Raw genomic sequence first — 26,160 nt, forward strand, 5'->3', positions numbered from 1 at the left:
ATGACCCTAACTTCAACAATTATCGTGCAGAGAATGGTGCAGAAACTCTTTATATTGGTGTGAGTGGTTCAAGTACATTTTATGACCCAAGTACTGATACTGTTGGTAGTGATGGTTTCTCCTGGGCAAGTGGGTAGTTATGATTTAACCATTGAAACTGTGGGTCGGACTTTAGGAGTAGATGAAACTAACGATATACTAGCAGAAGCAATAGATACTGGTTTAAATTTAACTAACTCAGGAATCTTCAACTATTCAGGAGAAATAGGAGATAACACTAACCTATTACCAGAAAACGATGTAGATTTATTCAAGTTGGAGCTCGATATTGGAGAACAGGTGAAATTCTCTGAGAATATTGACCTGTTAGATGAGAATGGAAATCCCATCCCTAGTGGTCGAGTTCAATTGTTTGATGCTAATGGTTTGTTCTTGTCTACAGAACAAGACCCAGAAAGTCCAGATTTTGATGACAGAATTTACCGTGCTGAAAATGAACCGGAAACTCTATATATTGGTGTGAGTGGTTTTGGTACATTTTATGACCCAAGTACTGATACTGTTGGTAGTGATGGTTTCCCTTGGGAAGTGGGTAGTTATGATTTAACCATTGAAACTGTGGGTCGGACTTTAGGAGTAGATGAAACTAACGATATACTAGCAGAAGCAATAGATACTGGTTTAAATTTAACTAACTCAGGAATCTTCAACTATTCAGGAGAAATAGGAGATAACACTAACCTATTACCAGAAAACGATGTAGATTTATTCAAGTTGGAGCTCGATATTGGAGAACAGGTGAAATTCTCTGAGAATATTGACCTGTTAGATGAGAATGGAAATCCCATCCCTAGTGGTCGAGTTCAATTGTTTGATGCTAATGGTTTGTTCTTGTCTACAGAACAAGACCCAGAAAGTCCAGATTTTGATGACAGAATTTACCGTGCTGAAAATGAACCGGAAACTCTATATATTGGTGTGAGTGGTTTTGGTACATTTTATGACCCAAGTACTGATACTGTTGGTAGTGATGGTTTCCCTTGGGAAGTGGGTAGTTATGATTTAACCATTGAAACTGTGGGTCGGACTTTAGGAGTAGATGAAACTAACGATATACTAGCAGAAGCAATAGATACTGGTTTAAATTTAACTAACTCAGGAATCTTCAACTATTCAGGAGAAATAGGAGATAACACTAACCTATTACCAGAAAACGATGTAGATTTATTCAAGTTGGAGCTCGATATTGGAGAACAGGTGAAATTCTCTGAGAATATTGACCTGTTAGATGAGAATGGAAATCCCATCCCTAGTGGTCGAGTTCAATTGTTTGATGCTAATGGTTTGTTCTTGTCTACAGAACAAGACCCAGAAAGTCCAGATTTTGATGACAGAATTTACCGTGCTGAAAATGAACCGGAAACTCTATATATTGGTGTGAGTGGTTTTGGTACATTTTATGACCCAAGTACTGATACTGTTGGTAGTGATGGTTTCCCTTGGGAAGTGGGTAGTTATGATTTAACCATTGAAACTGTGGGTCGGACTTTAGGAGTAGATGAAACTAACGATATACTAGCAGAAGCAATAGATACTGGTTTAAATTTAACTAACTCAGGAATCTTCAACTATTCAGGAGAAATAGGAGATAACACTAACCTATTACCAGAAAACGATGTAGATTTATTCAAGTTGGAGCTCGATATTGGAGAACAGGTGAAATTCTCTGAGAATATTGACCTGTTAGATGAGAATGGAAATCCCATCCCTAGTGGTCGAGTTCAATTGTTTGATGCTAATGGTTTGTTCTTGTCTACAGAACAAGACCCAGAAAGTCCAGATTTTGATGACAGAATTTACCGTGCTGAAAATGAACCGGAAACTCTATATATTGGTGTGAGTGGTTTTGGTACATTTTATGACCCAAGTACTGATACTGTTGGTAGTGATGGTTTCCCTTGGGAAGTGGGTAGTTATGATTTAACCATTGAAACTGTGGGTCGGACTTTAGGAGTAGATGAAACTAACGATATACTAGCAGAAGCAATAGATACTGGTTTAAATTTAACTAACTCAGGAATCTTCAACTATTCAGGAGAAATAGGAGATAACACTAACCTATTACCAGAAAACGATGTAGATTTATTCAAGTTGGAGCTCGATATTGGAGAACAGGTGAAATTCTCTGAGAATATTGACCTGTTAGATGAGAATGGAAATCCCATCCCTAGTGGTCGAGTTCAATTGTTTGATGCTAATGGTTTGTTCTTGTCTACAGAACAAGACCCAGAAAGTCCAGATTTTGATGACAGAATTTACCGTGCTGAAAATGAACCGGAAACTCTATATATTGGTGTGAGTGGTTTTGGTACATTTTATGACCCAAGTACTGATACTGTTGGTAGTGATGGTTTCCCTTGGGAAGTGGGTAGTTATGATTTAACCATTGAAACTGTGGGTCGGACTTTAGGAGTAGATGAAACTAACGATATACTAGCAGAAGCAATAGATACTGGTTTAAATTTAACTAACTCAGGAATCTTCAACTATTCAGGAGAAATAGGAGATAACACTAACCTATTACCAGAAAACGATGTAGATTTATTCAAGTTGGAGCTCGATATTGGAGAACAGGTGAAATTCTCTGAGAATATTGACCTGTTAGATGAGAATGGAAATCCCATCCCTAGTGGTCGAGTTCAATTGTTTGATGCTAATGGTTTGTTCTTGTCTACAGAACAAGACCCAGAAAGTCCAGATTTTGATGACAGAATTTACCGTGCTGAAAATGAACCGGAAACTCTATATATTGGTGTGAGTGGTTTTGGTACATTTTATGACCCAAGTACTGATACTGTTGGTAGTGATGGTTTCCCTTGGGAAGTGGGTAGTTATGATTTAACCATTGAAACTGTGGGTCGGACTTTAGGAGTAGATGAAACTAACGATATACTAGCAGAAGCAATAGATACTGGTTTAAATTTAACTAACTCAGGAATCTTCAACTATTCAGGAGAAATAGGAGATAACACTAACCTATTACCAGAAAACGATGTAGATTTATTCAAGTTGGAGCTCGATATTGGAGAACAGGTGAAATTCTCCGAGAATATTGACCTGTTAGATGAAAATGGAAATCCCATCCCTAGTGGTCGAGTTCAATTGTTTGATGCTAATGGTTTGTTCTTGTCTACAGAACAAGACCCAGAAAGTCCAGATTTTGATGACAGAATTTACCGTGCTGAAAATGAACCGGAAACTCTATATATTGGTGTGAGTGGTTTTGGTACATTTTATGACCCAAGTACTGATACTGTTGGTAGTGATGGTTTCCCTTGGGAAGTGGGTAGTTATGATTTAACCATTGAAACTGTGGGTCGGACTTTAGGAGTAGATGAAACTAACGATATACTAGCAGAAGCAATAGATACTGGTTTAAATTTAACTAACTCAGGAATCTTCAACTATTCAGGAGAAATAGGAGATAACACTAACCTATTACCAGAAAACGATGTAGATTTATTCAAGTTGGAGCTCGATATTGGAGAACAGGTGAAATTCTCCGAGAATATTGACCTGTTAGATGAAAATGGAAATCCCATCCCTAGTGGTCGAGTTCAATTGTTTGATGCTAATGGTTTGTTCTTGTCTACAGAACAAGACCCAGAAAGTCCAGATTTTGATGACAGAATTTACCGTGCTGAAAATGAACCGGAAACTCTATATATTGGTGTGAGTGGTTTTGGTACATTTTATGACCCAAGTACTGATACTGTTGGTAGTGATGGTTTCCCTTGGGAAGTGGGTAGTTATGATTTAACCATTGAAACTGTGGGTCGGACTTTAGGAGTAGATGAAACTAACGATATACTAGCAGAAGCAATAGATACTGGTTTAAATTTAACTAACTCAGGAATCTTCAACTATTCAGGAGAAATAGGAGATAACACTAACCTATTACCAGAAAACGATGTAGATTTATTCAAGTTGGAGCTCGATATTGGAGAACAGGTGAAATTCTCTGAGAATATTGACCTGTTAGATGAGAATGGATTCCCCATTGCTCCAGGTCGAGTGCAGCTATTTAATGCTGATGGTATGACATTGTTTGGAGAGTCAGACCCAGATGGTTCTAGTTTTGACAGAATTTACCGTGCTGAATTTGAACCGGAAACTCTATATATTGGTGTGAGTGGTATCAACACATTTTATGACCCCAGCACTGATACTGTTGGTAATGGTGGTTTCTCTAATGAAGTGGGAACTTATAATTTAACGATTGAAACTGTGGATCGGACTTTGGGTGCTGATGAAACTAACGATATTTTAGCTGAAGCAATAGATACGGGATTAAATTTAACTAACTCAGGAGTATTCAACTATTCAGGAGAAATAGGAGATAATACCAACCTCTTACCAGAAAATGATGTAGATTTATTTAAGTTTGAGCTGGATATTGGGGAACAGGTGAAATTCTCTGAGGAAATTGAGCTGTTAGATGAAAATGGCAATCCCATTGCTCCAGGTCGAGTGCAGCTATTTAATGCTGATGGTATGACATTGTTTGGAGAGTCAGACCCAGATGGTTCTATTTTTGACAGAATTTACCGTGCTGAATTTGAACCGGAAACTCTATATATTGGTGTGAGTGGTTCAATGACAAGTTATGACCCTAGCACTGATACTGTTGGTGATGGTGGTATGGTTGACCAAGTGGGTAGTTATGATTTAACTATTGAAACTAACGACCCTCCCACATTAGATTTAGACGGTAACGACAGCAGTGGAGCCACAGGTAACGACTACACAACAACCTTCATAGAAGGAGGAAATGCAGTTGCCATAGGAGATAACGGTGACGTTGTGATTACAGACGTAGACGACACAAATATAGAGTCAGCCACAATCACATTAACCAACCGACCAGACGGAGATACAGTAGAAAGCTTATCAGTCAACAGCACACTACCAACTGGAATAACAGCCAGTAGCTATGACAGTGCCACAGGAACAATCACACTAACAGGTAGTGCTACACTAGCAGATTATCAGACTGCTATAGCTCAAATAGAATACAACAACAGCTCAACAAATCCCAACACCAACGCTCGTAGCGTCACAGTAGTGGTAAATGATGGGGATAGCGATAGCAACACAGCTACAACAACAATTAATATCATAGCCACAAACAGCGCTCCTGTAGTCAATAGCAACGCCATCACTGTAGATGAGGCCAGTCAAAATACAGGATTAGGACTAACAGCTCCCACGGACGCAGATGGAGACCCATTGACCATCACCGTCACCGGACTGCCCACATTAGGCCAAGTTACCAAAGCAGACGGTACAGTAGTTAATAATGGGGACACATTAACATCAGAGGAACTACAAGGACTCCTCTACGATGCTCCTGCTGACTACGATGGAACAAAAGATCCTGGAGATTTCACCTATAATGTCGGCGACGGTACAACAAATGTATCTGGTAGCACAGACATAACTATAACCACAGTCAACGAGCCGCCTGTAGCCGAAAACGACAGCGCTAGTACCAACAGAGGAGAAGCAGTCACCTTCAGCATTACCAGCAATGACTCAGATACAGACGACACCCTAGACCTAACTACAGTAGACCTAGACCCTAGTACACCTGAACGAGACACTAGCATAACTGTACCAGGAGAAGGCGGCTATACAGTTGATGATGCTGGGAATGTTACCTTTACCCCTGAAGCTGGTTTCACTGGTGTTACTACTCCCATTACATACACTATTCAAGATAACTTGGGAGCAGTTTCCAACGAAGCCAATATTTCCATAGAAGTCACTGAGATAGGAAATCTAGAAAACGATAGTACTTCCACACCACCCAACACCCCAGTCACATTCAGCATCAGTGACAACGATGAAAATGTAGACCCCTCTACTATAGACCTAGACACAGAAACCCCAGGAATACAGAAAAACATCACAGTCCCAGGAGAAGGAACATTTGCCGTAGATGATGACGGGAACGTCACCTTTACCCCATTAGCAGGTTTTGAAGGAGAAGCATCCATTCCTTATACTGCTAATGACAACCAAGGCAACCCCTTAGAACCCGCAGACATAACTGTAACTGTGGCTCCCATACCAGAATTAACAGATGACACAGCAAACACACCACCCAACACCCCAGTCACATTCAGCATCAGTGACAACGATGAAAATGTAGACCCCTCTACTATAGACCTAGACACAGAAACCCCAGGAATACAGAAAAACATCACAGTCCCAGGAGAAGGAACATTTGCCGTAGATGATGACGGGAACGTCACCTTTACCCCATTAGCAGGTTTTGAAGGAGAAGCATCCATTCCTTATACTGCTAATGACAACCAAGGCAACCCCTTAGAACCCGCAGACATAACTGTAACTGTGGCTCCCATACCAGAATTAACAGATGACACAGCAAACACACCACCCAACACCCCAGTCACATTCAGCATCAGTGACAACGATGAAAATGTAGACCCCTCTACTATAGACCTAGACACAGAAACCCCAGGAATACAGAAAAACATCACAGTCCCAGGAGAAGGAACATTTGCCGTAGATGATGACGGGAACGTCACCTTTACCCCATTAGCAGGTTTTGAAGGAGAAGCATCCATTCCTTATACTGCTAATGACAACCAAGGCAACCCCTTAGAACCCGCAGACATAACTGTAACTGTGGCTCCCATACCAGAATTAACAGATGACACAGCAAACACACCACCCAACACCCCAGTCACATTCAGCATCAGTGACAACGATGAAAATGTAGACCCCTCTACTATAGACCTAGACACAGAAACCCCAGGAATACAGAAAAACATCACAGTCCCAGGAGAAGGAACATTTGCCGTAGATGATGACGGGAACGTCACCTTTACCCCATTAGCAGGTTTTGAAGGAGAAGCATCCATTCCTTATACTGCTGATGACACTGAGGGCAACTCTTTAGAACCCGCAGACATAACTGTAACTGTGGAACCCGTACCAGAATTAACAGATGACACAGCAAACACAGCTCCTAATACTCCAGTCACATTCAGCATCATCGAAAACGATGAAAATGTAGACCCCTCTACTATAGACCTAGATCCAGAAACCCCAGGAATACAGAACAACTATCACAGTCCCAGGAGAAGGAACATTTGCCGTAGATGATGACGGGAACCTCACCTTTACCCCATTAGCAGGTTTTGAAGGAGAAGCATCCATTCCTTATACTGCTGATGACAACCAAGGCAACCCTTTAGAACCCGCAGACATAACTGTAACTGTGGCTCCCATACCAGAATTAACAGATGACACAGCAAACACAGCTCCTAACACCCCAGTCACATTCAGCATCAGCGACAACGATGAAAATGTAGATGTCACCACCATCGACCTGGACCCAGAAACCCCAGGAATACAGAAAAACATCACAGTCCCAGGAGAAGGAACATTTGCCGTAGATGATGACGGGAACGTCACCTTTACCCCAGTGGAAGGTTTTGAGGGTGAGTCATCTATTCCTTATACTGCTGATGACACCTCTGGCAACTCTTTAGAACCCGCAGACATAACTGTAACTGTGGCTGCCATACCAGAATTAACAGATGACACAGCAAACACACCACCCAACACCCCAGTCACATTCAATATCAGCGACAACGATGAAAATGTAGATGTCACCACCATCGACCTGGACCCAGAAACCCCAGGAATACAGAAAAACATCACAGTCCCAGGAGAAAGTACATTTGCCGTAGATGATGACGGGAACGTCACCTTTACCCCAGTGGAAGGTTTTGAGGGTGAGTCATCTATTCCTTATACTGCTGATGACACCTCTGGCAACTCTTTAGAACCCGCAGACATAACTGTAACTGTGGAACCCATACCAGAATTAACAGATGACACAGCAAACACAGCTCCTAATACCCCAGTCACATTCAATATCAGCGACAACGATGAAAATTTAGACCCCTCTACTATAGACCTAGACCCAGAAACCCCAGGAATACAGAACACTATCACAGTCCCAGGAGAAGGAACATTTGCCGTAGATGATGACGGGAACCTCACCTTTACCCCATTAGCAGGTTTTGAAGGAGAAGCATCCATTCCTTATACTGCTAATGACAACCAAGGCAACCCCTTAGAACCCGCAGACATAACTGTAACTGTGGAACCCGTACCAGAATTAACAGATGACACAGCAAACACAGCTCCTAATACTCCAGTCACATTCAGCATCATCGAAAACGATGAAAATGTAGACCCCTCTACTATAGACCTAGACCCAGAAACCCCAGGAATACAGAAAAACATCACAGTACCAGGAGAAGGAACATTTGCCGTAGATGATGACGGGAACCTCACCTTTACCCCATTAGCAGGTTTTGAAGGAGAAGCATCCATTCCTTATACTGCTGATGACAACCAAGGCAACCCCTTAGAACCCGCAGACATAACTGTAACTGTAGCTCCCATACCAGAATTAACAGATGACACAGCAAACACAGCTCCTAATACTCCAGTCACATTCAGCATCATCGAAAACGATGAAAACATCGACCCAGCAACGATAGACCTAGACCCAGAAACCCCAGGAATACAGAACACTATCACAGTCCCAGGAGAAGGAACATTTGCCGTAGATGATGACGGGAACCTCACCTTTACCCCATTAGCAGGTTTTGAGGGTGAGTCATCCATTCCTTATGCTGCTGAGGACAATGAGGGCAACTCTTTAGAACCCGCAGACATAACTGTAAATGTAGCTCCCATACCAGAATTAACAGATGACACAGCAAACACAGCTCCTAATACTCCAGTCACATTCAGCATCATCGAAAACGATGAAAACATCGACCCAGCAACGATAGACCTAGACCCAGAAACCCCAGGAATACAGAACACTATCACAGTACCAGGAGAAGGAACATTTACAGTAGATGATGACGGGAACGTAACCTTTACCCCAGTAGATGGTTTTGAGGGTGAGTCATCCATTCCTTATGCTGCTGAGGACAATGAGGGCAACTCTTTAGAACCCGCAGACATAACTGTAAATGTAGCTCCCATACCAGAATTAACAGATGACACAGCAAACACAGCTCCTAATACTCCAGTCACATTCAGCATCATCGAAAACGATGAAAACATCGACCCAGCAACGATAGACCTAGACCCAGAAACCCCAGGAATACAGAACACTATCACAGTACCAGGAGAAGGAACATTTACAGTAGATGATGACGGGAACGTAACCTTTACCCCAGTAGATGGTTTTGAGGGTGAGTCATCCATTCCTTATGCTGCTGAGGACAATGAGGGCAACTCTTTAGAACCCGCAGACATAACTGTAAATGTAGCTCCCATACCAGAATTAACAGATGACACAGCAAACACAGCTCCTAATACTCCAGTCACATTCAGCATCAGCGACAACGATGAAAATGTAGATGTCACCACCATCGACCTGGACATAGACACCCCAGGAATACAGAAAACAATCACAGTCCCAGGAGAAGGTACATTTGCCGTAGATGATGACGGGAACGTAACCTTTACCCCAGTAGATGGTTTTGAAGGAGAAGCATCCATTCCTTATACTGCTGATGACACTGAGGGCAACTCTTTAGAACCCGCAGACATAACTGTAAATGTAGCTCCTGTACCAGAATTAACAGATGACACAGCAACCACCCCTCCCAACACCCCAGTCACATTCAGCATCAGCGACAACGATGAAAATGTAGATGTCACCACCATAGACCTAGACCCAGAAACCCCAGGAATACAAAAAAACATCACAGTCCCAGGAGAAGGAACATTTGCCGTAGATGATGACGGGAACGTCACCTTTACCCCAGTAGATGGTTTTGAAGGAGAAGCATCTATTCCTTATGGTGCTGATGACACTGAGGGCAACTCTTTAGATCCCGCAGACATAACTGTAACTGTGGAACCCATAGTGGAGAGTAGCGAACCAGTTCGGTTTGATTTTGATGGAGATGGCAAAGCTGATATTCTGTGGCGAGACCAAGAAACCGGAAAAAATCGGATGTGGTTGATGGATGGTACCACCAGGAGGGACCGTGGTGCAATTCCTACCTGGAACAATGATTTTGAAGTGGCAGGAGTAGCAGATTTTGATGGAGATGGCAAAGCTGATATTCTGTGGCGAGACCAAGAAACCGGAAAAAATCGGATGTGGTTGATGGATGGTACCACCAGGAGCGACCGTGGTGCAATTCCTACCTGGAGCACTGATTTTGAAGTGGCAGGAGTAGCAGACTTTGATGGAGATGGCAAAGCTGATATTCTGTGGCGAGACCAAGAAACCGGAAAAAATCGGATGTGGTTGATGGATGGTACCAACAGGAGCGACCGTGGTGCAATTCCTACCTGGAGCACTGATTTTGAAGTGGCAGGAGTAGCAGACTTTGATGGAGATGGCAAAGCTGATATTCTGTGGCGAGACCAAGAAACCGGAAAAATCGGATGTGGTTGATGGATGGTACCAACAGGAGCGACCGTGGTGCAATTCCTACTTGGAGCAGTGATTTTGAAGTGGCAGGAGTAGCAGACTTTGATGGAGATGGCAAAGCTGATATTCTGTGGCGAGACCAAGAAACCGGAAAAAATCGGATGTGGTTGATGGATGGTACCAACAGGAGCGACCGTGGTGCAATTCCTACCTGGAACAATGATTTTGAAGTGGCAGTAGTAGCAGACTTTGATGGAGATAGCAAAGCTGATATTCTGTGGCGAGACCAAGAAACCGGAAAAAATCGGATGTGGTTGATGGATGGTATCAACAGGAGCGACCGTGGTGCAATTCCTACCTGGAACACTGATTTTGAAGTAGTCTCAACTGATATTTGATTTTAATATAATGTTCGGATAATCAGCGATAGAACTCCGTTCCGCTTACGCGACCACAAAGTTGTTGTTTGTAGTAGGGCTGAAACCCTATCTATCTTATTGCTCAAACCCTACTACGAACTTTAATTATGGTTTGCTGAAAACATCTTTTTGCTGGGGTAGGAGACAGGAGACAACCCACCCCTCGCCCCTCCCAGGAGGGGAGGGGAAAACAGGAGACAGGAGAAATGGGAATTTAGAAGAGGTAGAAGCTAAGTTTTGTCTGTTGATTTTTCTGCCCAACTATGCGCCTAAAATACTAACTTTTTGAGCATGAAGAGCTGAAAACCAGGTACTTTGTCAATGCCCAAAAAAGCATAAAGTTTTTATATGTCAATGCTTTTAGATTTAATCAACAAGCCCTAATTAGCAAACCCTAATTACAGGATAAATCAATGTTAACAGTTAATTTTTAGACAATAGTTTTTTTATTCCCAGATCGATATTAATTTTAGGCTCAAAGCCCAATTCATTTTTAACTAAACTAGCATCAGACCATGAATGTCTAATATCTCCTACTCTAGGTGGATGAAACTCTGGCTGGATTTCATAACCTATTTGAATGGCGATCGCCTCCAACAATTTTAATAAACTCAAACCTTTGCCAGTACCAACATTAAAAGCTCTATGGTTAGCTATTATTTCAGAAGAAGCAGTAGAAGCCAAAAAATTAGCCTTAGCTACATCTTCTACATAGATAAAATCCCTCGTCTGAAGTCCATCTCCATAAACTTTGGGTCTTTGCTGGCGATGATAACAATCTAAAAATTTGGGAATAACCGCAGCATAGTCAGAATCAGATTTTTGCCCTGGACCGTATACATTAAAATATCTCAAACAAACTGTTTCTAGTCCATAGGATTGATAAAAACTTTCGGCCCAAGCTTCAGCAGTTAACTTGCTGGCAGCATAGGGAGATTTTGGCATTGGCAAATCAGTTTCTTTTAGTGGGGGTTGATTGCGATCGCCATAAACAGCACAACTAGAAGATATAACTACCCTAGAAACATCTGACTTAAGAGCAGCGGACAATACATTTAGGGTTCCCTCAGCATTAATCTCATAAGTAAGGCGGGGATTATTTACTGATTTTGGCACAGAAACTAAGGCCGCTAGATGAAATATGGAATCTACTCCCTCCATAGCTACAACTAAGGCATCGAAATTCCTGACATCTGATTCAATTACCTCAATTTCTGACTGGATGGATGCCAAATTTTTCCAGCTACCAGAAGAAAGGTTATCGTAAACCTTGGCATCTACTCCATTGTTCAACAGAAACCGAACAAGATGAGAACCAATAAATCCTTCTCCACCTGTAACTAGCACTTTTTTCATAAGTTTTGGGTAACAATCTTTTGCCTACAGACCTCAAGCTTCCTGGGGTTATTAGGATCGCTTCGCTTAACTATCCATACATCGCTTAACCCTAAACGATCTAAAGAGCGATTGATTACAGTAATAGTGTTGTTATCTTGTTCCTTTTCATAAAGCAAAGAAGTATTTTTTCCATGTATCCGTCGAGAATATGTCACCTTGTTAATATGATGAAAAGAGCAAACCTCGCTTAACTTCATGTACATATCATAATCGACCGCATTAAACAAATCTTCAGCAAATCCTTCAGTCTTCATCCAGTCCCTCTTTCTAAACATTCGGAAATGATGAATGATCATATTAATCATCAGTTTCTCCCGGGAAAATTCAGGCCAGTTGTATTCTGGTTTAACATAATTTCCATACTTATCAATTCTTTCACAACAGCTATAGACGCAACCAACATCATACTTGTCTAAATATTTAACCATAGTCTCCACTGCATCTGGTTTGAGCATATCATCAGAATCAAGTTGACCAATGTACATACCCCTACACATTTTTACTGCAGTATTAGAAGCTTTCCCTATCCCACCATTAGGTTGAGAAACCCACCTAACGCGAGGATTTTCTGAGTAGTTTTCCTCCAAAACTTCCAGGGTTCGATCCGTGGAACCATCATCACAAATACAAACTTCTAAATCTGTGTAGGTTTGATTGAGAACGCTATCAACAGTATGCTTAATAAACTGCTCAACATTATAAGCAGGAATGTAAATCGAAACTTTAGGCACTTCATAAATTTCACCTAGTCGATATTTGCGATACCAACCAGCAGGACATTTTTGTTCTAATAATTTTTGAGTAATTTGTTTTCCAGTTATGCGGTCAGTTTCATTACTACCACCTGGTGGTTCTTGATGTAAATCAATTGCGGTTAATACTGGAATGAAATAATAGCCAGCATTATAAACTCGATACCCAAATTCAATATCTTCGCAACCCCATTCTTGAAAATCTTCATCATACCAACCTACTTTGTGAATAATATTTTTTGAATAAGCAACGTGACCGGAAGCAAATGCTCGAAAAGGATACTTTTCTTTCTTTAAGTTATCAGTTTGTTCATATATTCTAAAGCGCCAGTCTATGGTAGCTTTATTTTTAATATCGCTCTTAAACATGACGTTTTCAGTTACAATATCTTCTAATCCTAAAGCAATATTAATATCCTCAAAAATTTCGTCATCTGTAATTGCATCTGTATTTACAAATCTCCGATGAGCCATTAAAACAGCTTTGTCAGTTACATGAAGATATTTCATCAATTCTTCAACAAACTGGGGTTCTGGAATCAAGTCACAATCTAAAAGAATTAAATGTTCGTGTTTAGAGGTGCGTATTCCCAGGTTACGAACTGCACATAAACGATACCCTTGGTCTTGCTGTCGGACATGAATTAATTCTAAATATTTCTCATATTTTAAAATTACTTCTTCCACACCATCTGTACTACCATCATCAGCTACAATTACTTCTATTAAATGCTTGGGATAAGTTTGATGAGTAATGGCAGCCAAAGTCTTAGCCAAAATTGCCTTGCGATTATAGGTAGGAATAATCATCGAAACAGGAAGTTTATAAGGTTTTTTACTCTCCACAAATTCCTTAACTTTCTCTTCTATAAAAGAATAGTCGTTTCCTTCTCCCACAATGGAAGGAATTACAAAATTATCGGGAATACCTTCTACTTTTTTAACTGTTTTCGTGTTTTCTTGCTCTTTTAAAGCTTTTTGGAGGTTTGCTTCAATTTCAGGTAACTTTTGATTGAGCTTGAGGACACGGTTATAGAGCTTAATTTCTTCTTCTAAATCTCCCTTTTCTTTTAATAGGTTTCCCAGTTTTCCGTAAACTTTCCATAAATCTTGCTTTAGTTCTAATGCTCTTTGATAACAGGAAATAGCTCCTTCTATTTTTCCTTCTAAAACTAGCTTATCTCCCAAGTTATAACAAGTTTCAACTGGATTATCTTTTAAATTTTTTACCAATAATTTATATTCTTGAGCTTCATCTACCCGGTCCTGTTTTTCCAGCAAATCAGCTAACTTTTGATAAGTATCTATATTATGTGGTTGAATTTCAGCAGCGTAAAAATAAGAAGCAATCGCCCGGTCTAGATTTCCTTGTCGTATCAGAGTATTTCCTAAATTATAAGCAGACCAAAAAAAGTGAGGATTAATATTAATTGCTTGGCAATAACAAGCAACAGCATCATCCAATTTTCCTTGCTTTTGCAGTACATCTCCTAAGCTATGATGAACTTGCCAAAAATTATGTTGCAGTTCTAGTGCTTGGCGATAATTATTAGCAGATTCTTCTAGTTTACCTTCTTTTAATAACTGGTCTCCTAAATCACGATAATCTTGAGCAGAATTAAGTTTTATTTCTTGCTCTTTTTGATTCTTTTGCTGAGTTTTTTTCTGGAACTAATTTAGCTAAATTTTGTTGAATATCAAGGGGATTAGATTGAATTTGTATCGCTTTTTGATAAGCAGCAATTGCCTCATTCTTTTTTTCCTATATTTTCCAGGATTTCACCTAACTTTTGATGATAATCCCATCTATGAGGAGAAATTTTAATTGCATAACGGTAACTAACAATTGCTCCTTCAAAATTTTGCTGCTTAACTAAAATATTAGCCAAAAAGATATGACCTTCAACTTCTTTGGAGTTACTGGCGATCGCATTTTTACAAAAAACAATTGCCTGGGAAAAATTACCTTTTCTTTCCCAAACTTTTGCTAGTTGTAAGTTAACCCGATAATCATCTGGAATAATTTCAAGTATCTTGTAGTAATTTTGAATATTATCTGGTTCTTTTTCTATTTTATCGCGATATAAATTAACCAATTTTTCCAATTTAATTCTTTTTTGATAATGTAGCGCATCTGCTAATTTTGTATGAATTCCGACTAACTCTGGCTGTAAATTAATTGCTTTCAGATAAGCATTGATAGCTTCTTCCCAATCTTTCAACTTAACTAAAACATCTCCCAATTTATAATAACCCCAAGGAAAATCAGGATTCAATTCAACAGCCTGATGATAAGCACGAACTGCTTCTTCCCAATTTTCTAACTTAACTAATACATCCCCTAAATTATTATAAGACCAACAAAAATCAGACTTTAATTCTATCGATTTATTATAAGCACTAACAGCTTCTTCCCAATTTTCTAACTTAACTAATACATCTCCCAATCTATAATAACCCCAATGAAAATCAGGACTCAACTCAATAGCCCGACGATAAGCACTAACAGCTTCTTCCCACTTCTCTAACTTAACTAATACATCCCCCAAATTATTATAAGACCAACAAAAATCAGACTTTAATTCTATCGATCTATTATAAGCAGCAACTGCCTCTTCTAACTCCTCTTTTTCCTGCAATAAATCACCTAATTTATGATGCACTTCCCATAATTCCGGCTGCATTTCAACAGCTCTTCTGTAAACCCTTATTGCCTCTTCTTTCTCTCCTTTTTCTACCAAAGCATCACCTAAAAAGTGGTAAGCATCTGCAAAATTTTGTTCTCTGTCAATTGCTTGACGATAAGCAGCGATCGCCTCTTTCCATTCTCCCTTTTTTGCTAAAATTTTACCTAAGTTGAAATAAGTTTTTGCCTGGTTAACATTTTTTGTTTGTTGTTGCGTGGGCGAGACAAAATTTGTTGGAGTTTCCTGCATTATCTACCCCTGTCTGATATATCTACCTCAATAATATTTTGCCATAGGTGGGGCGATCGGACAGTAGTTATACAAATATCAAAAACTTTTCTATGTTTCCTTGAGTAGGGGAGTAGGGGTGCTTACAAGTTAATAAATTTTATAATTCTGTGCCACCTCACATAAAATTGGTATAATACCAAGTTGATAAATATTTGCTACAAATAGCCAGGATATTTCTTAGGAGTCAGGAGTCGTATGGGAATGGCTTTAATACCATTTTTTAGGGCGTAAATTATCTTTTTTGTCAAAGGGACATCTCCTGCATTTGTCTTTTTATTGATCTTACTATTCGTAACATTCTTTTTTCAAATCAAATTGGTATAACACCTACAACCTAACAACTAATACTACCATTTATCAAAAAGAATGCTATGTATGATTGGGTGGAGACCCACCCCTCGCCCCTCCCCGACCGTGGAGGGGAAGTGTGGGAAGTGTGGGAGGTGAGGGGAGGGGTTATAAAGTAGGAAAAATCTATACTAACTGACTAATAATTGTCAAAAAAAGACTTTTAATCTTGGTAAATATTTGACTGTTGAAGTCTAACTGAAGTATAGCATTGCTTTTGGGAATTAGTATAATACCTAATTATTTGCACTCTCACATAAAATTGGTATAAAGTATTCGCTGTCAAAGAAACTTTTTGATATTTTTGAACCAACCAATGATACAACCAATTGATTATCTTTCTCCTGATGTACCCCTTAAAAAATTAGATAATTAATTTTATAACAAGTATTTTTACTTATTTACTTTTTTTTTAATACTATCAGGCACGCTAATTAAAATATTTTGCCGATCGAGGATGGGGTTAATAGGCGATCGCTCTAATAATAATATTTATTAGAATAAAGTTTTTACCTCGATCCCCTATCCTATTAGCCTCCAAACCTAGCCAAGTCTCTTAATTCTATTTGGAATCCACCTCAATGCTAAGTAAATTAGTCCCAAGTAAACTGTAGCTATTAGTAAAATGTAAAACCCCTCAAAGTCAATCATTATGGATACTCCCTAGATGTAATTTTTTTCTCTCTAATACTCTTATTATTACTCTAATTATAGATAATGACATCCCCTAATTTAGTATCTCAATAGGGTGAAACCTGGAACTACCAGTTGGGTTAATCCGATGCCATCAACCATCTCTCGCCTGTTTCTTAACAAAATGCACCCTAGTATACATTCCCAATTTTTATTGGTAATTTGTATCATATACTAATCCTAACATAAATCATTTTTTTCAGAAACATACTGCTAAAGTTTTTCTACAAATATCTAAAATATAACTAAATAAAGACTTTAAAAATATAAATTATAAACAAAAGTTATATATTTGAGTGTTAATGTAGAGAATTCGATCTTATGTATTCAGCTATGAGGATTTTTTATGATATTTTTTTCAAACGCATTTTCATCAGCTCAAATATAATTGCCAAATAACTAGACTTCACCTTAATATCTGAAAGAAGTTGAGTTGATATTAATTCAAATAAATGCAAACAGAAGTAAGATTGAGAGTAGCAGTATTGGGGTTATTCGTCGCAGACAATCAAGTTTTGTTGTTGCATCAAATGACAGACCCAGAACCTAATTGTTGGGACTTACCAGGAGGGGGACTGCAACCACAAGAGACGCTGATGGAGGGACTAAGGCGGGAAATTAGAGAAGAAACAGGAATTACTGATTTTCAAGTAGAGCGACTGCTAACAATAGCAGAGAATTTTTTTCCTCAAGGAGAGGGGAAGGTACTTCATAGTTTAAATATTATCTATCAATGTCGGGTGGAACCAAAACCAACTAATCTTAGTAGCGACGATCCAGAAGTCGGACCTTTGGGTATTCAGTGGTTGGCGATCGCAACTCTGACACCACAGATGTGTTCAAATAGAGCTTGGGCCGCATTACAGGAAGCAGGTTTGGTGTCAACTTGAGGAGATGTTTTTTTTGGCGTTGGTAATTGCTCAAGAATTTAGAATGCGCGAATTTAGAATGCGCGAATTACCTCTCCTTGAAAAGAAGAGGATTGACGAACAGGAAAATTTTTATTTATTATCCCCTTAAAAGGGGAGGCTTTAAACCACAATATTTCGGTAAGATGATTTTCTATTTTCTACTAGGGGTGATACCAATTACTTAGGGTTTGCGCTTCACTAGTCTTTTTTAAGGAGTAGAGGACCCACCCCTCGCCCCTCCCCTCCCTGGAGGGGAAAAGGGGAGTAGGGTAGGGACGTTGCATAAGGGCGTCCGTACGGGAGTATTTTTTTGCCCAACTCTCGCCCAAAATACGCTCCATGCATGAGCATGAAGGGCTGAAAATCAAGGTATTTCAGACCTAAAAAGTCTAAAACCTTTACCTGTAAATGCTTTGAGATTTATGAGCGCAAGCCCTACTTACTTTTGTAAAATGTTTCGAGATATCAGAAACAGATTACTCTTAAAGTTTCATCTCTTGATTTACCAACGCTTTTTTTTGATCAGGACTTACGCTGAATAGAAAACAGATAGCAGGGAGTAGGAGAATATAAGAGCCTATCCCACTATTTTTAATAGGCTTATTTGCTTAAGTAAAATGTATCTGAAAAGCTTAATTTTCCGTTTTTAGCTCTCAAAATATTTAGGGTTTTTAGCCAAAATTTTATTACTGGGATAGGTTCAAATGTTGGAAAAAAGAGAAAATAAAGATTAAATACTTGCAATATCTGTGAAAATCAAAGTTTGATATTATAGGCATGAAATACAGATTAAGATGTATAGCAAGCAACAAACAATAGTAGGCAATGTCTTTCCTACCTAGTCTAAGATTAATCATCAGTATAAGTCCTAACCGCTCTAGCTATTGCTATAACTACTTTTTTTGGATTTGGTATAAACTTCGCTATATCCAATCAACTAATGGTACTTATATCTTGGAATAGTATTTATCAACTATGTTGACTGTTGAGAAAATTACTATTTATACAGTACTACCAATCTTTTGATCCTTTTTTGATTCTTAACTCTTCCTTCCTGTTTTCTATAATTTTTTTCTATCGATCTTAGTTTAATATCTCAAATGTAAATAATATATACATTAATTTTGAAGTTAATTGATTATAATGTTTACAACAAAAATTGTCTTGCTTGAGGAGCAGAATAAAAATGAGTAATCATAATCATTCTCATTGTTGTAGTTGTCACCACCATGAAGAAAACCATACAGATGCTAATCTACCTATTCAAGGGTCAAGTTTAAAACAGGAAATTTTACCCCTACTTCCCGTCATTATCATCTATATTTTAGGTTTAATTTTCTATCAACAATTACAAAATAATATCTATGGCATAGGAAAATATATAGTGTTTATTCCTATCTATATATATAGTGGTTGGACTGTACTTACTACTGCTGGAAAAAATATTTTGAGAGGTAGAATATTTGATGAAAATTTTTTAATGACTGTAGCTACATTGGCAGCGATCGCTATTCATAAATTGCCGGAAGCAGTGGCAGTAATGTTGTTTTATCAAATAGGGGAAACATTCCAAGAATATTCTGTAAAACGTTCCCGTAATTCTATCAAATCATTATTAGAAATTCGTCCAGATTATGCAAATTTAAAATTTAACAATTCTCTACAAAAAGTCTCTCCTGAAGTAGTAGAAGTTGGTAGTGAAATAGTTGTCAAACCAGGAGAAAGAATTCCCTTAGATGGTGAAATTATTTCTGGAAGTTCCCAAGTTGATACTTCTGCTTTAACTGGAGAATCAATACCTAAAAAATTTACAGTTGGGCAAACAATATTAGCAGGTATGGTTAACCAAACGGGAGTATTAACAATTTACGTTACTAAGCCATTTTCTGAATCTTCAATTTCCAGGATTTTAGAGTTAGTTGAAACTGCCAAAACTAAAAAATCTAAAACTGAAAGATTTATGACAACTTTTGCCAGGTACTATACCCCAGTAGTTGTCTTTATTTCTCTAGCGATCGCTCTTCTGCCTCCTCTATTTATCTCCGGCGCTACTTATGCAGATTGGATAAATAGAGCTTTAATTGTCTTAGTTGTTTCCTGTCCTTGTGGATTAGTAATTAGTATTCCTTTGGGTTATTTTGGTGGTGTTGGTGGAGCGGCAAAACGAGGAATATTAGTCAAAGGTTCTACATTTTTAGATGATTTAGCTGCTATTAAAACTGTGGTTTTTGATAAAACTGGAACTTTAACAGAAGGTAAACTTCAGGTGACAGATATTGTGACAAAAAATGGCTTGACAAAACCAGATTTAATCGCAGTAGCAGCTAAAGTTGAATCTTTATCAAATCATCCTATTGCTCAAGCAGTTGATAAATATAATTCTCGGAAAATTGATTATTCTGATGTGTCAGAATATCAAGAAATTGCCGGGTGTGGAATTAAGGCAAAAGTTGGTAATAAAACAGTTATTGCGGGAGCTGAACGCCTCCTACATTTAGAAAATATTCAACATGAGATTTGTGATATTGGGGATACTGCAGTTCATTTGGCAATTGATAGTAAATATGTTGGTTATATCGTAATATCTGACCAAATTAAATTAGATGCTGCTCAGGCAATTAAATCTTTGAAAAATTTGGGTGTGGAAAAAACTGTCATGTTAACGGGAGATAATCAAACAGTTGCTCAACGGGTGGCAGAAAATTTAGGTTTAGATAGTTATGAAGCGGAATTATTGCCAGAAGATAAAGTTAATGCCATTGAAAAATTACTATATAAGAATAATGGGAAAGTTGCTTTTGTTGGTGATGGAATTAATGATGCTCCGGTTATTGCTCGTGCTGATGTTGGTATGGCAATGGGTAGCATGGGTTCGGATGCGGCAATTGAAACTGCGGATGTTGTAATTATGAGCGATGCTCCTTCTAAGGTTGTTGAAGCAATACAAATTGGCAGAAAAACGCGTCGCATTGTTTGGCAAAATATTGGTTTTGCTATAGGAGTAAAGGGGTTGTTTATTTTGTTGGGAATAGCAGGGTTGGCAAATATTTGGGAAGCGGTATTTGCAGATGTTGGTGTGGCGTTAATTGCTATTTTTAATTCTAGTCGAGCGTCTATGAATTCAAAAGTCAAAAGTCAAAAGTCAAAAGTAAGAGAAGTTAAAAATTCAAAAGTTAAAAGTCAAAAGTTAAAAATTCAAAAGTCAAAAGTCAAAAGTTAAAAATTCAAAAGTCAAAAGTCAAAAGTCAAAAGTAAGAGAAGTTAAAAATTCAAAAGTCAAAAGTCAAAAGTTAAAAATTCAAAAGTCAAAAGTCAAAAGTCAAAAGTAAGAGAAGTTAAAAATTCAAAAGTCAAAAGTCAAAAGTCAAAAGTAAGAGAAGTTAAAAATTCAAAAGTCAAAAGTCAAAAATTAAAAGTAAGAGAAGTTAAAAGTTAAAAGTCAAAAGTTAAAAGTCAAAAGTAACAGAAGTTAAAAGTCAAAAATTCCAAATAAAAAGTTAGATTTTAGGGTGTGTTAGATGGCTAAAATCTAGACCATGAAAAGCCTTTTTATTCATAAGTTTTAATTCTCTTTATACCAAAGGGAATTATCCACCAAGGAGAGTTAAAATTCATTAATGAAATTGGCTATAACCTAATCTCAGTTATTGCTTGCATAAGTTTAAAAGCTGATTGCTGTTTGCGGAGCATGACCTAGGAAATACTAATAGCTGAATGTTTACTATTCTTCAAAGTCAGCGTATTTAATCTGAAAAAGGAGAATTAATTGGTTGGGAAATCATTAAAGCAAGTAGTTTTATTCGAGATTAAATTAGCAAATGTTCGATTAAAGTTACTGCAATTATCATCTTAAATACCTAATATTAAGGAGTTAATTAAACCGATGAATGCTTACAAAAAATATGTAATAATTGATAATCCTCAGCAGTTGGTTTTATCAGATTTGCCATTTACAGCCGGTCAAAAAGTTGAAATTATTATTTTAGCTGAAGGTCATAATGAAGTTGATAGTCAACTAGAGGAATTACGCAAAAAAATTGATAGTGCAACTGAACAAATTTTAGCGGGAAATGTGAAAGATGGAGAATTAGTTTTTGAGCAGTTACAAGCTAGATTAATAATTAATAATTAATAATTAATAATTAATAATTAGGGCTTGCTGATTAAATATCAAATGATTACCAGATAAAGGTTTTAGCCTTTTTAGGCATTGAAAAAGTACATGGTTTTCAGCTCTTCATTCTCAAAAAGTTAGCATTTTTAGCGCATGGTTGGGCAAAAAATTATCCCCTACTCCCCTACTTCCCTACTCCCGTACTCCCCCGATCTCCTACTCCTTAAAAAAGACTTTTGAGCGCAAATCCTAATTACCTCTTCGGCTATTATTGGGAGAAGTTTCACCAGAAATTCAGAGTCAAATCAAACAGTTGTCTTATGAAGTACAGATATGAAAAATTAAATGTTCCCAGTGCGAGCATCTTGCTCGCTTCGGGGTGTACCTCACCAAGGTGGAACCCGCTGTAATATTACTGATTTTTATCAAATTCTTTTTCTACTTGTGGAGCTGGTAATATATCTTGAATTTTTTCTACCAATTTAGGAAACCCGGATGGAAATAACTTAGGATAAATAATCAGCAAAATAACTCCAAGAATAGCAGAACCTAAGTAGTAAATAATTTGCCCATTCTGCATCCAAGTCAAGGAATCTAGAAATCCAAATTTCTTGGGTTTTTCTATTTCTGGTTGAGGATAATTTCCTGTGACTTTACCTTGAATCTTACTCTCATCACCGAATACGTTACCCACAACATTTCCATCTTTATTTTCTATTGTCCGACTTTGGTCATTGACAAATTTTTCAGCTTCTAAAAATCCAAGTTTCTTGGGTTTGTGTTTTTCTGGTTGAGGATAATTTGCTGTGACTTTACCTTGAATCTTACTCTCATCACCGAATACATTACCAACAACATTTCCATCTTTATTTTCTATTTTCCGACTTTGGTCATTGACATTTTTTTGAGTCATGGTTTTATTCCCAACAATATTATTACTGTCTATAAAAAAATCTCTACCACCAATGATATAAAGATCATTTAGACGATGACTAGCTTGTAAAAATTCTCTACTCAAGTCTCTGTCTATTACATCATCAATTACTATTACATCATCAATTAAACTTCGGATATCAACTTCATGATATGGATAATTATCGCACTTAGTTTTTTGTCTACCATTACTCTTCCATTCATTTAATTTATCAAATTTGTAGAAGTGAGGATTCTGACTATTATTACAAGCTGCACAATTACAAGGAATTAATTTATTATATTTGAGTCGATTATTGTAGGAACCATGAATTTTATCCAACTCGTAAGTCACAATAGTCATTAAATCCCGTTTTTGTTGCCCAGAAATTCTAACTTTTATTTCTCTCTTGCCATAATATTCAATTACTTCTGCTCTGGTTTGATTTTTCTTGAGAATAACTCCACTTTTCCAAACATATTTTTGCTCCTCAATATCTTTGTGCATCACCACAATAAACTGAGTAATAATTCCTTTGGGCATAAATTCGTAAGTGTAACGTAATATCAAATTATTATTTTCATCCCAGTCATATTCTGGTTGAGCTTCTGTTAGGAGTTGAGGGGCAATATAGGTTTGAGAAGTATCAGGAATTTTATAGCAAAGTTTAAATTTAATCATTAATTGCAGTAACTCATCGTGCATATTGGCATATTTATCTTCATGCCAAATATTAGTCAAATCATCTTTGGTAAATTTACCAAAATTATCATAAACTTGCGGATTATCTAGAGCTTTGTAGACTGCTGCTGTTCCCCATTCTGGTTTTAGAATAACTGTTTTATTTAACAGTGGGTCATCTTGAAAATGAAGAAAAACTCCTAAGTCATGTAAGTAACCACTTAATTGTAATTTATCCTCTCGTTTCTTAAAGCCATTTTCTTCACAAATAGATAAATATTCTGTCAAACTAATATAGTTACGACCATCTGTTTCTAATACTTCACGGACTTTTTTCCATGTCTTAGGAAGAGGGCTACCAATATGAGGTAAATTACTGATGTAATGTTTGATATCTGTTCTAATTTATTCTAATCCTCGGTTAGTTGCAAGATTGGTGGCTAATATTTCTTTGATATTAGAAAATTGACCTTGCAATGCTCTTTGATTAATTTCCCGTTTGCGTTCTTGTTTCTCATTTTTGATAATTAATAAAGGGCTATTATCGCTCAACAATTATGCTATATTCAGCCAATAATAAAAATCTGTATCTTCTTTACGAGTATCTGCCACAAGAATATATAAGGAGCGTTTGGTGAGAAAAAATTGGTGAGTAGCATGATAAATTTCTTGTCCGCCAAAATCCCAAATATTCATCTGAAAGTCATGTTGATTTGCTGTCTGAAAATTACACTGATTAACCTCAATTCCTTTGGTGGAATCTTCATCTCGGAGTTGATAGTTTGGGTTTTGAATTTTATTAGCTAGAGTTGTTTTACCCGCGCCAGCTTCACCAATAATTAGTAATTTTGCTTCATAGAGATAATCTGTTCCTTCTTCTTTTATTTGTTGGAAATATTCTCTAATTCCTTTTATTCCTTTTTCAGCAATTTCTATTGGTGGATCTTCAAGAGGATTACCATATAAATAAAGCTGAATTAAATTGGTGAGTTTAGTGATTGATTCCGGGATACTTATTAATTGATTATCACTTAAATCAAGCTTAGTTAAATTGGTGAGTTTAGATATTGATTCCGGAATGCTTGTTAATTGATTACCATATAAATCAAGCCAAGTTAAATTGGTGAGTTTAGATATTGATTCCGGGATGCTTGTTAATTGATTATCACTTAAATCAAGCCAAGTTAAATTGGTGAGTTTAGATATTGATTCCGGGATACTTGTTAATTGACTATCGCTTAAACAAAGCTGAGTTAAATTGGTGAGTTTAGATATTGATTCTGGGACGCTTGTTAATTGATTACCATATAAATAAAGCCTCGTTAAATTGGTGAGTTTAGAGATTGCTCCCGGGATGCTTGTTAATTGGTTACCATATAAATAAAGCTCGGTTAAATTGGTGAGTTTAGAGATTGCTCCCGGGATGTTTGTTAATTGATTACCATATAAATAAAGCTCGGTTAAATTGGTGAGTTTAGAGATTGCTCCCGGGATGTTTGTTAATTGATTACCACTTAAATCAAGCCAAGTTAAATTGGTAAGTTTAGATATTGATTCCGGGATGCTTGTTAATTGATTATCTCTTAAATTTAATACTTCTAGCTGCTCTAACTCCCAAACTTCAGTAGGAATTTCAGTTAATTTTTCATCATTTTTGCTAGAAACATTATTACTTAAGTCTAACCCCTTAAGTTTTTTATCTTTAGCAGCTTGTATTCTTTCTTGAAAACGTTGCGGTATCTGATTCTGCTTATTTCTTCTAGGAGAAGTCATAGCTCAATAAAATAATTTTTACAATTATTGTAATAGCTACAAATACAAACATTCATTTTCCATAACCATCAGAACTTTCTTATTTCAACCCAACCTACAAAAAATGCTTATACACAGCCACCCGATGTTTTGCCTCAAAAATTTTCTCAGTATTTCAGCAACGTGCTAGAAAATTATTGTATAGAATTTCTCAGTAAGTGTGAGCTACACCCCTAGAGATCCCCCCTAACCCCCCTTGATAAGGGGGGAACCGGAAGTCCCCCTTAAAAAGGGGGATGCGCGGGGGATCTTTGTTTTTCGTACCTCATGCATAAGTGGAGATCCCCTCTAACCCCCTTGACAAGGGAGGAAACCAGAAGTCCCCCTTTTTAAGGGGGATGCGCGGGGGATCTTTGTTTTTCGTACCTCATGCGTAAGTCCCGATCATACTTACTAGATGGAAAAACTAAGACGTTATAGTTTTCAGTGCCTGATTTCTAGAGGCAACAACACCTAATAGATGGAAAAACTAAGACGTTATAGTTTTCAGTGCCTGATTTCTAGAGACAACCTACTTAGGGTCTGTTGAAAAAATTGGTTGGTGGGGGTAGGACACGGGGAGGCGGAGACGCGGAGACGAAGAAACGCAGGGAACAGGGAACGGTTTAGGCCATTTTATGTGAAGAAATTT

Annotated in this window: 12 protein-coding genes and 1 pseudogene; 7 read left to right on the top strand and 6 right to left on the bottom strand. The window is 37.7% G+C overall.

Annotated features, from left to right (window positions below; genetic code table 11):
• Positions 1–81 precede the first annotated feature (81 nt).
• The 4 genes and pseudogenes from SAGCYANO_RS36560 (at position 82) to SAGCYANO_RS36570 (ending at position 10,908) form a co-directional block, all read left to right on the top strand.
• On the top strand, positions 82–7,194 hold the full coding sequence (locus tag SAGCYANO_RS36560; RefSeq protein WP_237397030.1) for an Ig-like domain-containing protein: 7,113 nt from the start codon (positions 82–84) through the stop codon (positions 7,192–7,194).
• Positions 7,157–7,264, top strand: a pseudogene (locus SAGCYANO_RS50995) (Ig-like domain-containing protein); the annotation flags it as partial. The gene SAGCYANO_RS36560 and the pseudogene SAGCYANO_RS50995, both read left to right, overlap by 38 nt.
• A gap of 45 nt (positions 7,265–7,309) precedes the next feature.
• Positions 7,310–10,534 (top strand): Ig-like domain-containing protein, encoded by a 3,225-nt coding sequence (locus tag SAGCYANO_RS36565; RefSeq protein WP_202224523.1) that lies wholly within the window; start codon positions 7,310–7,312, stop codon positions 10,532–10,534.
• Entirely contained in the window at positions 10,495–10,908 is a 414-nt protein-coding gene (locus SAGCYANO_RS36570) for a VCBS repeat-containing protein (protein WP_202224524.1), read from the top strand. Before SAGCYANO_RS36565 ends, SAGCYANO_RS36570 begins: the two co-directional genes overlap by 40 nt.
• A gap of 444 nt (positions 10,909–11,352) precedes the next feature.
• Here the strand turns inward: SAGCYANO_RS36570 and SAGCYANO_RS36575 are convergent, their stop codons facing one another.
• The 3 genes from SAGCYANO_RS36575 to SAGCYANO_RS36585 form a co-directional block, all read right to left on the bottom strand.
• Entirely contained in the window at positions 11,353–12,285 is a 933-nt protein-coding gene (locus tag SAGCYANO_RS36575; RefSeq protein ID WP_202224525.1) for an NAD-dependent epimerase/dehydratase family protein, read from the bottom strand.
• Positions 12,282–14,708, bottom strand: coding sequence for a glycosyltransferase (locus tag SAGCYANO_RS36580; protein ID WP_255502854.1), 2,427 nt, complete (start codon positions 14,706–14,708; stop codon positions 12,282–12,284). Before SAGCYANO_RS36580 ends, SAGCYANO_RS36575 begins: the two co-directional genes overlap by 4 nt.
• 119 nt (positions 14,709–14,827) lie before the next feature.
• Entirely contained in the window at positions 14,828–16,015 is a 1,188-nt protein-coding gene (locus SAGCYANO_RS36585; protein WP_202224527.1) for a tetratricopeptide repeat protein, read from the bottom strand.
• Positions 16,016–17,550: 1,535 nt separating this feature from the next.
• On the opposite strand from SAGCYANO_RS36585, the gene SAGCYANO_RS36590 reads away from it, so the two are divergent.
• The 3 genes from SAGCYANO_RS36590 (at position 17,551) to SAGCYANO_RS36600 (ending at position 22,141) form a co-directional block, all read left to right on the top strand.
• Positions 17,551–17,988 carry an NUDIX domain-containing protein gene (locus SAGCYANO_RS36590; RefSeq protein ID WP_202224528.1) on the top strand — a complete coding sequence of 146 codons (438 nt, stop codon included), beginning with the start codon at positions 17,551–17,553 and terminating at the stop codon, positions 17,986–17,988.
• A gap of 1,207 nt (positions 17,989–19,195) precedes the next feature.
• Entirely contained in the window at positions 19,196–21,229 is a 2,034-nt protein-coding gene (locus tag SAGCYANO_RS36595; protein WP_202224529.1) for a heavy metal translocating P-type ATPase, read from the top strand.
• Between the two features lie 663 nt (positions 21,230–21,892).
• Positions 21,893–22,141: a hypothetical protein gene (locus SAGCYANO_RS36600; protein ID WP_202224530.1), complete on the top strand. Its 249-nt coding sequence runs from the start codon at positions 21,893–21,895 to the stop codon at positions 22,139–22,141.
• Positions 22,142–22,535: 394 nt separating this feature from the next.
• Here the strand turns inward: SAGCYANO_RS36600 and SAGCYANO_RS46470 are convergent, their stop codons facing one another.
• From SAGCYANO_RS46470 to SAGCYANO_RS46480, 3 genes are read right to left on the bottom strand one after another with little or no spacing between them, the layout of a single operon-like run.
• Positions 22,536–24,122, bottom strand: a complete 1,587-nt coding sequence (locus tag SAGCYANO_RS46470; protein ID WP_307786280.1) for a COR domain-containing protein — start codon at positions 24,120–24,122, stop codon at positions 22,536–22,538.
• The gene (locus SAGCYANO_RS46475) at positions 24,123–24,269 is read right to left on the bottom strand and encodes a hypothetical protein (protein WP_237397032.1); all 147 of its coding nucleotides are present in this window, start codon (positions 24,267–24,269) and stop codon (positions 24,123–24,125) included.
• 3 nt (positions 24,270–24,272) lie between these two features.
• Positions 24,273–25,490, bottom strand: a complete 1,218-nt coding sequence (locus SAGCYANO_RS46480) for a leucine-rich repeat domain-containing protein (RefSeq protein ID WP_237397033.1) — start codon at positions 25,488–25,490, stop codon at positions 24,273–24,275.
• Positions 25,491–26,160: the final 670 nt, after the last annotated feature.

Source organism: Okeania sp. KiyG1 (genome assembly GCF_014132355.1).
Taxonomy (GTDB): Bacteria; Cyanobacteriota; Cyanobacteriia; order Cyanobacteriales; family Microcoleaceae; genus Okeania.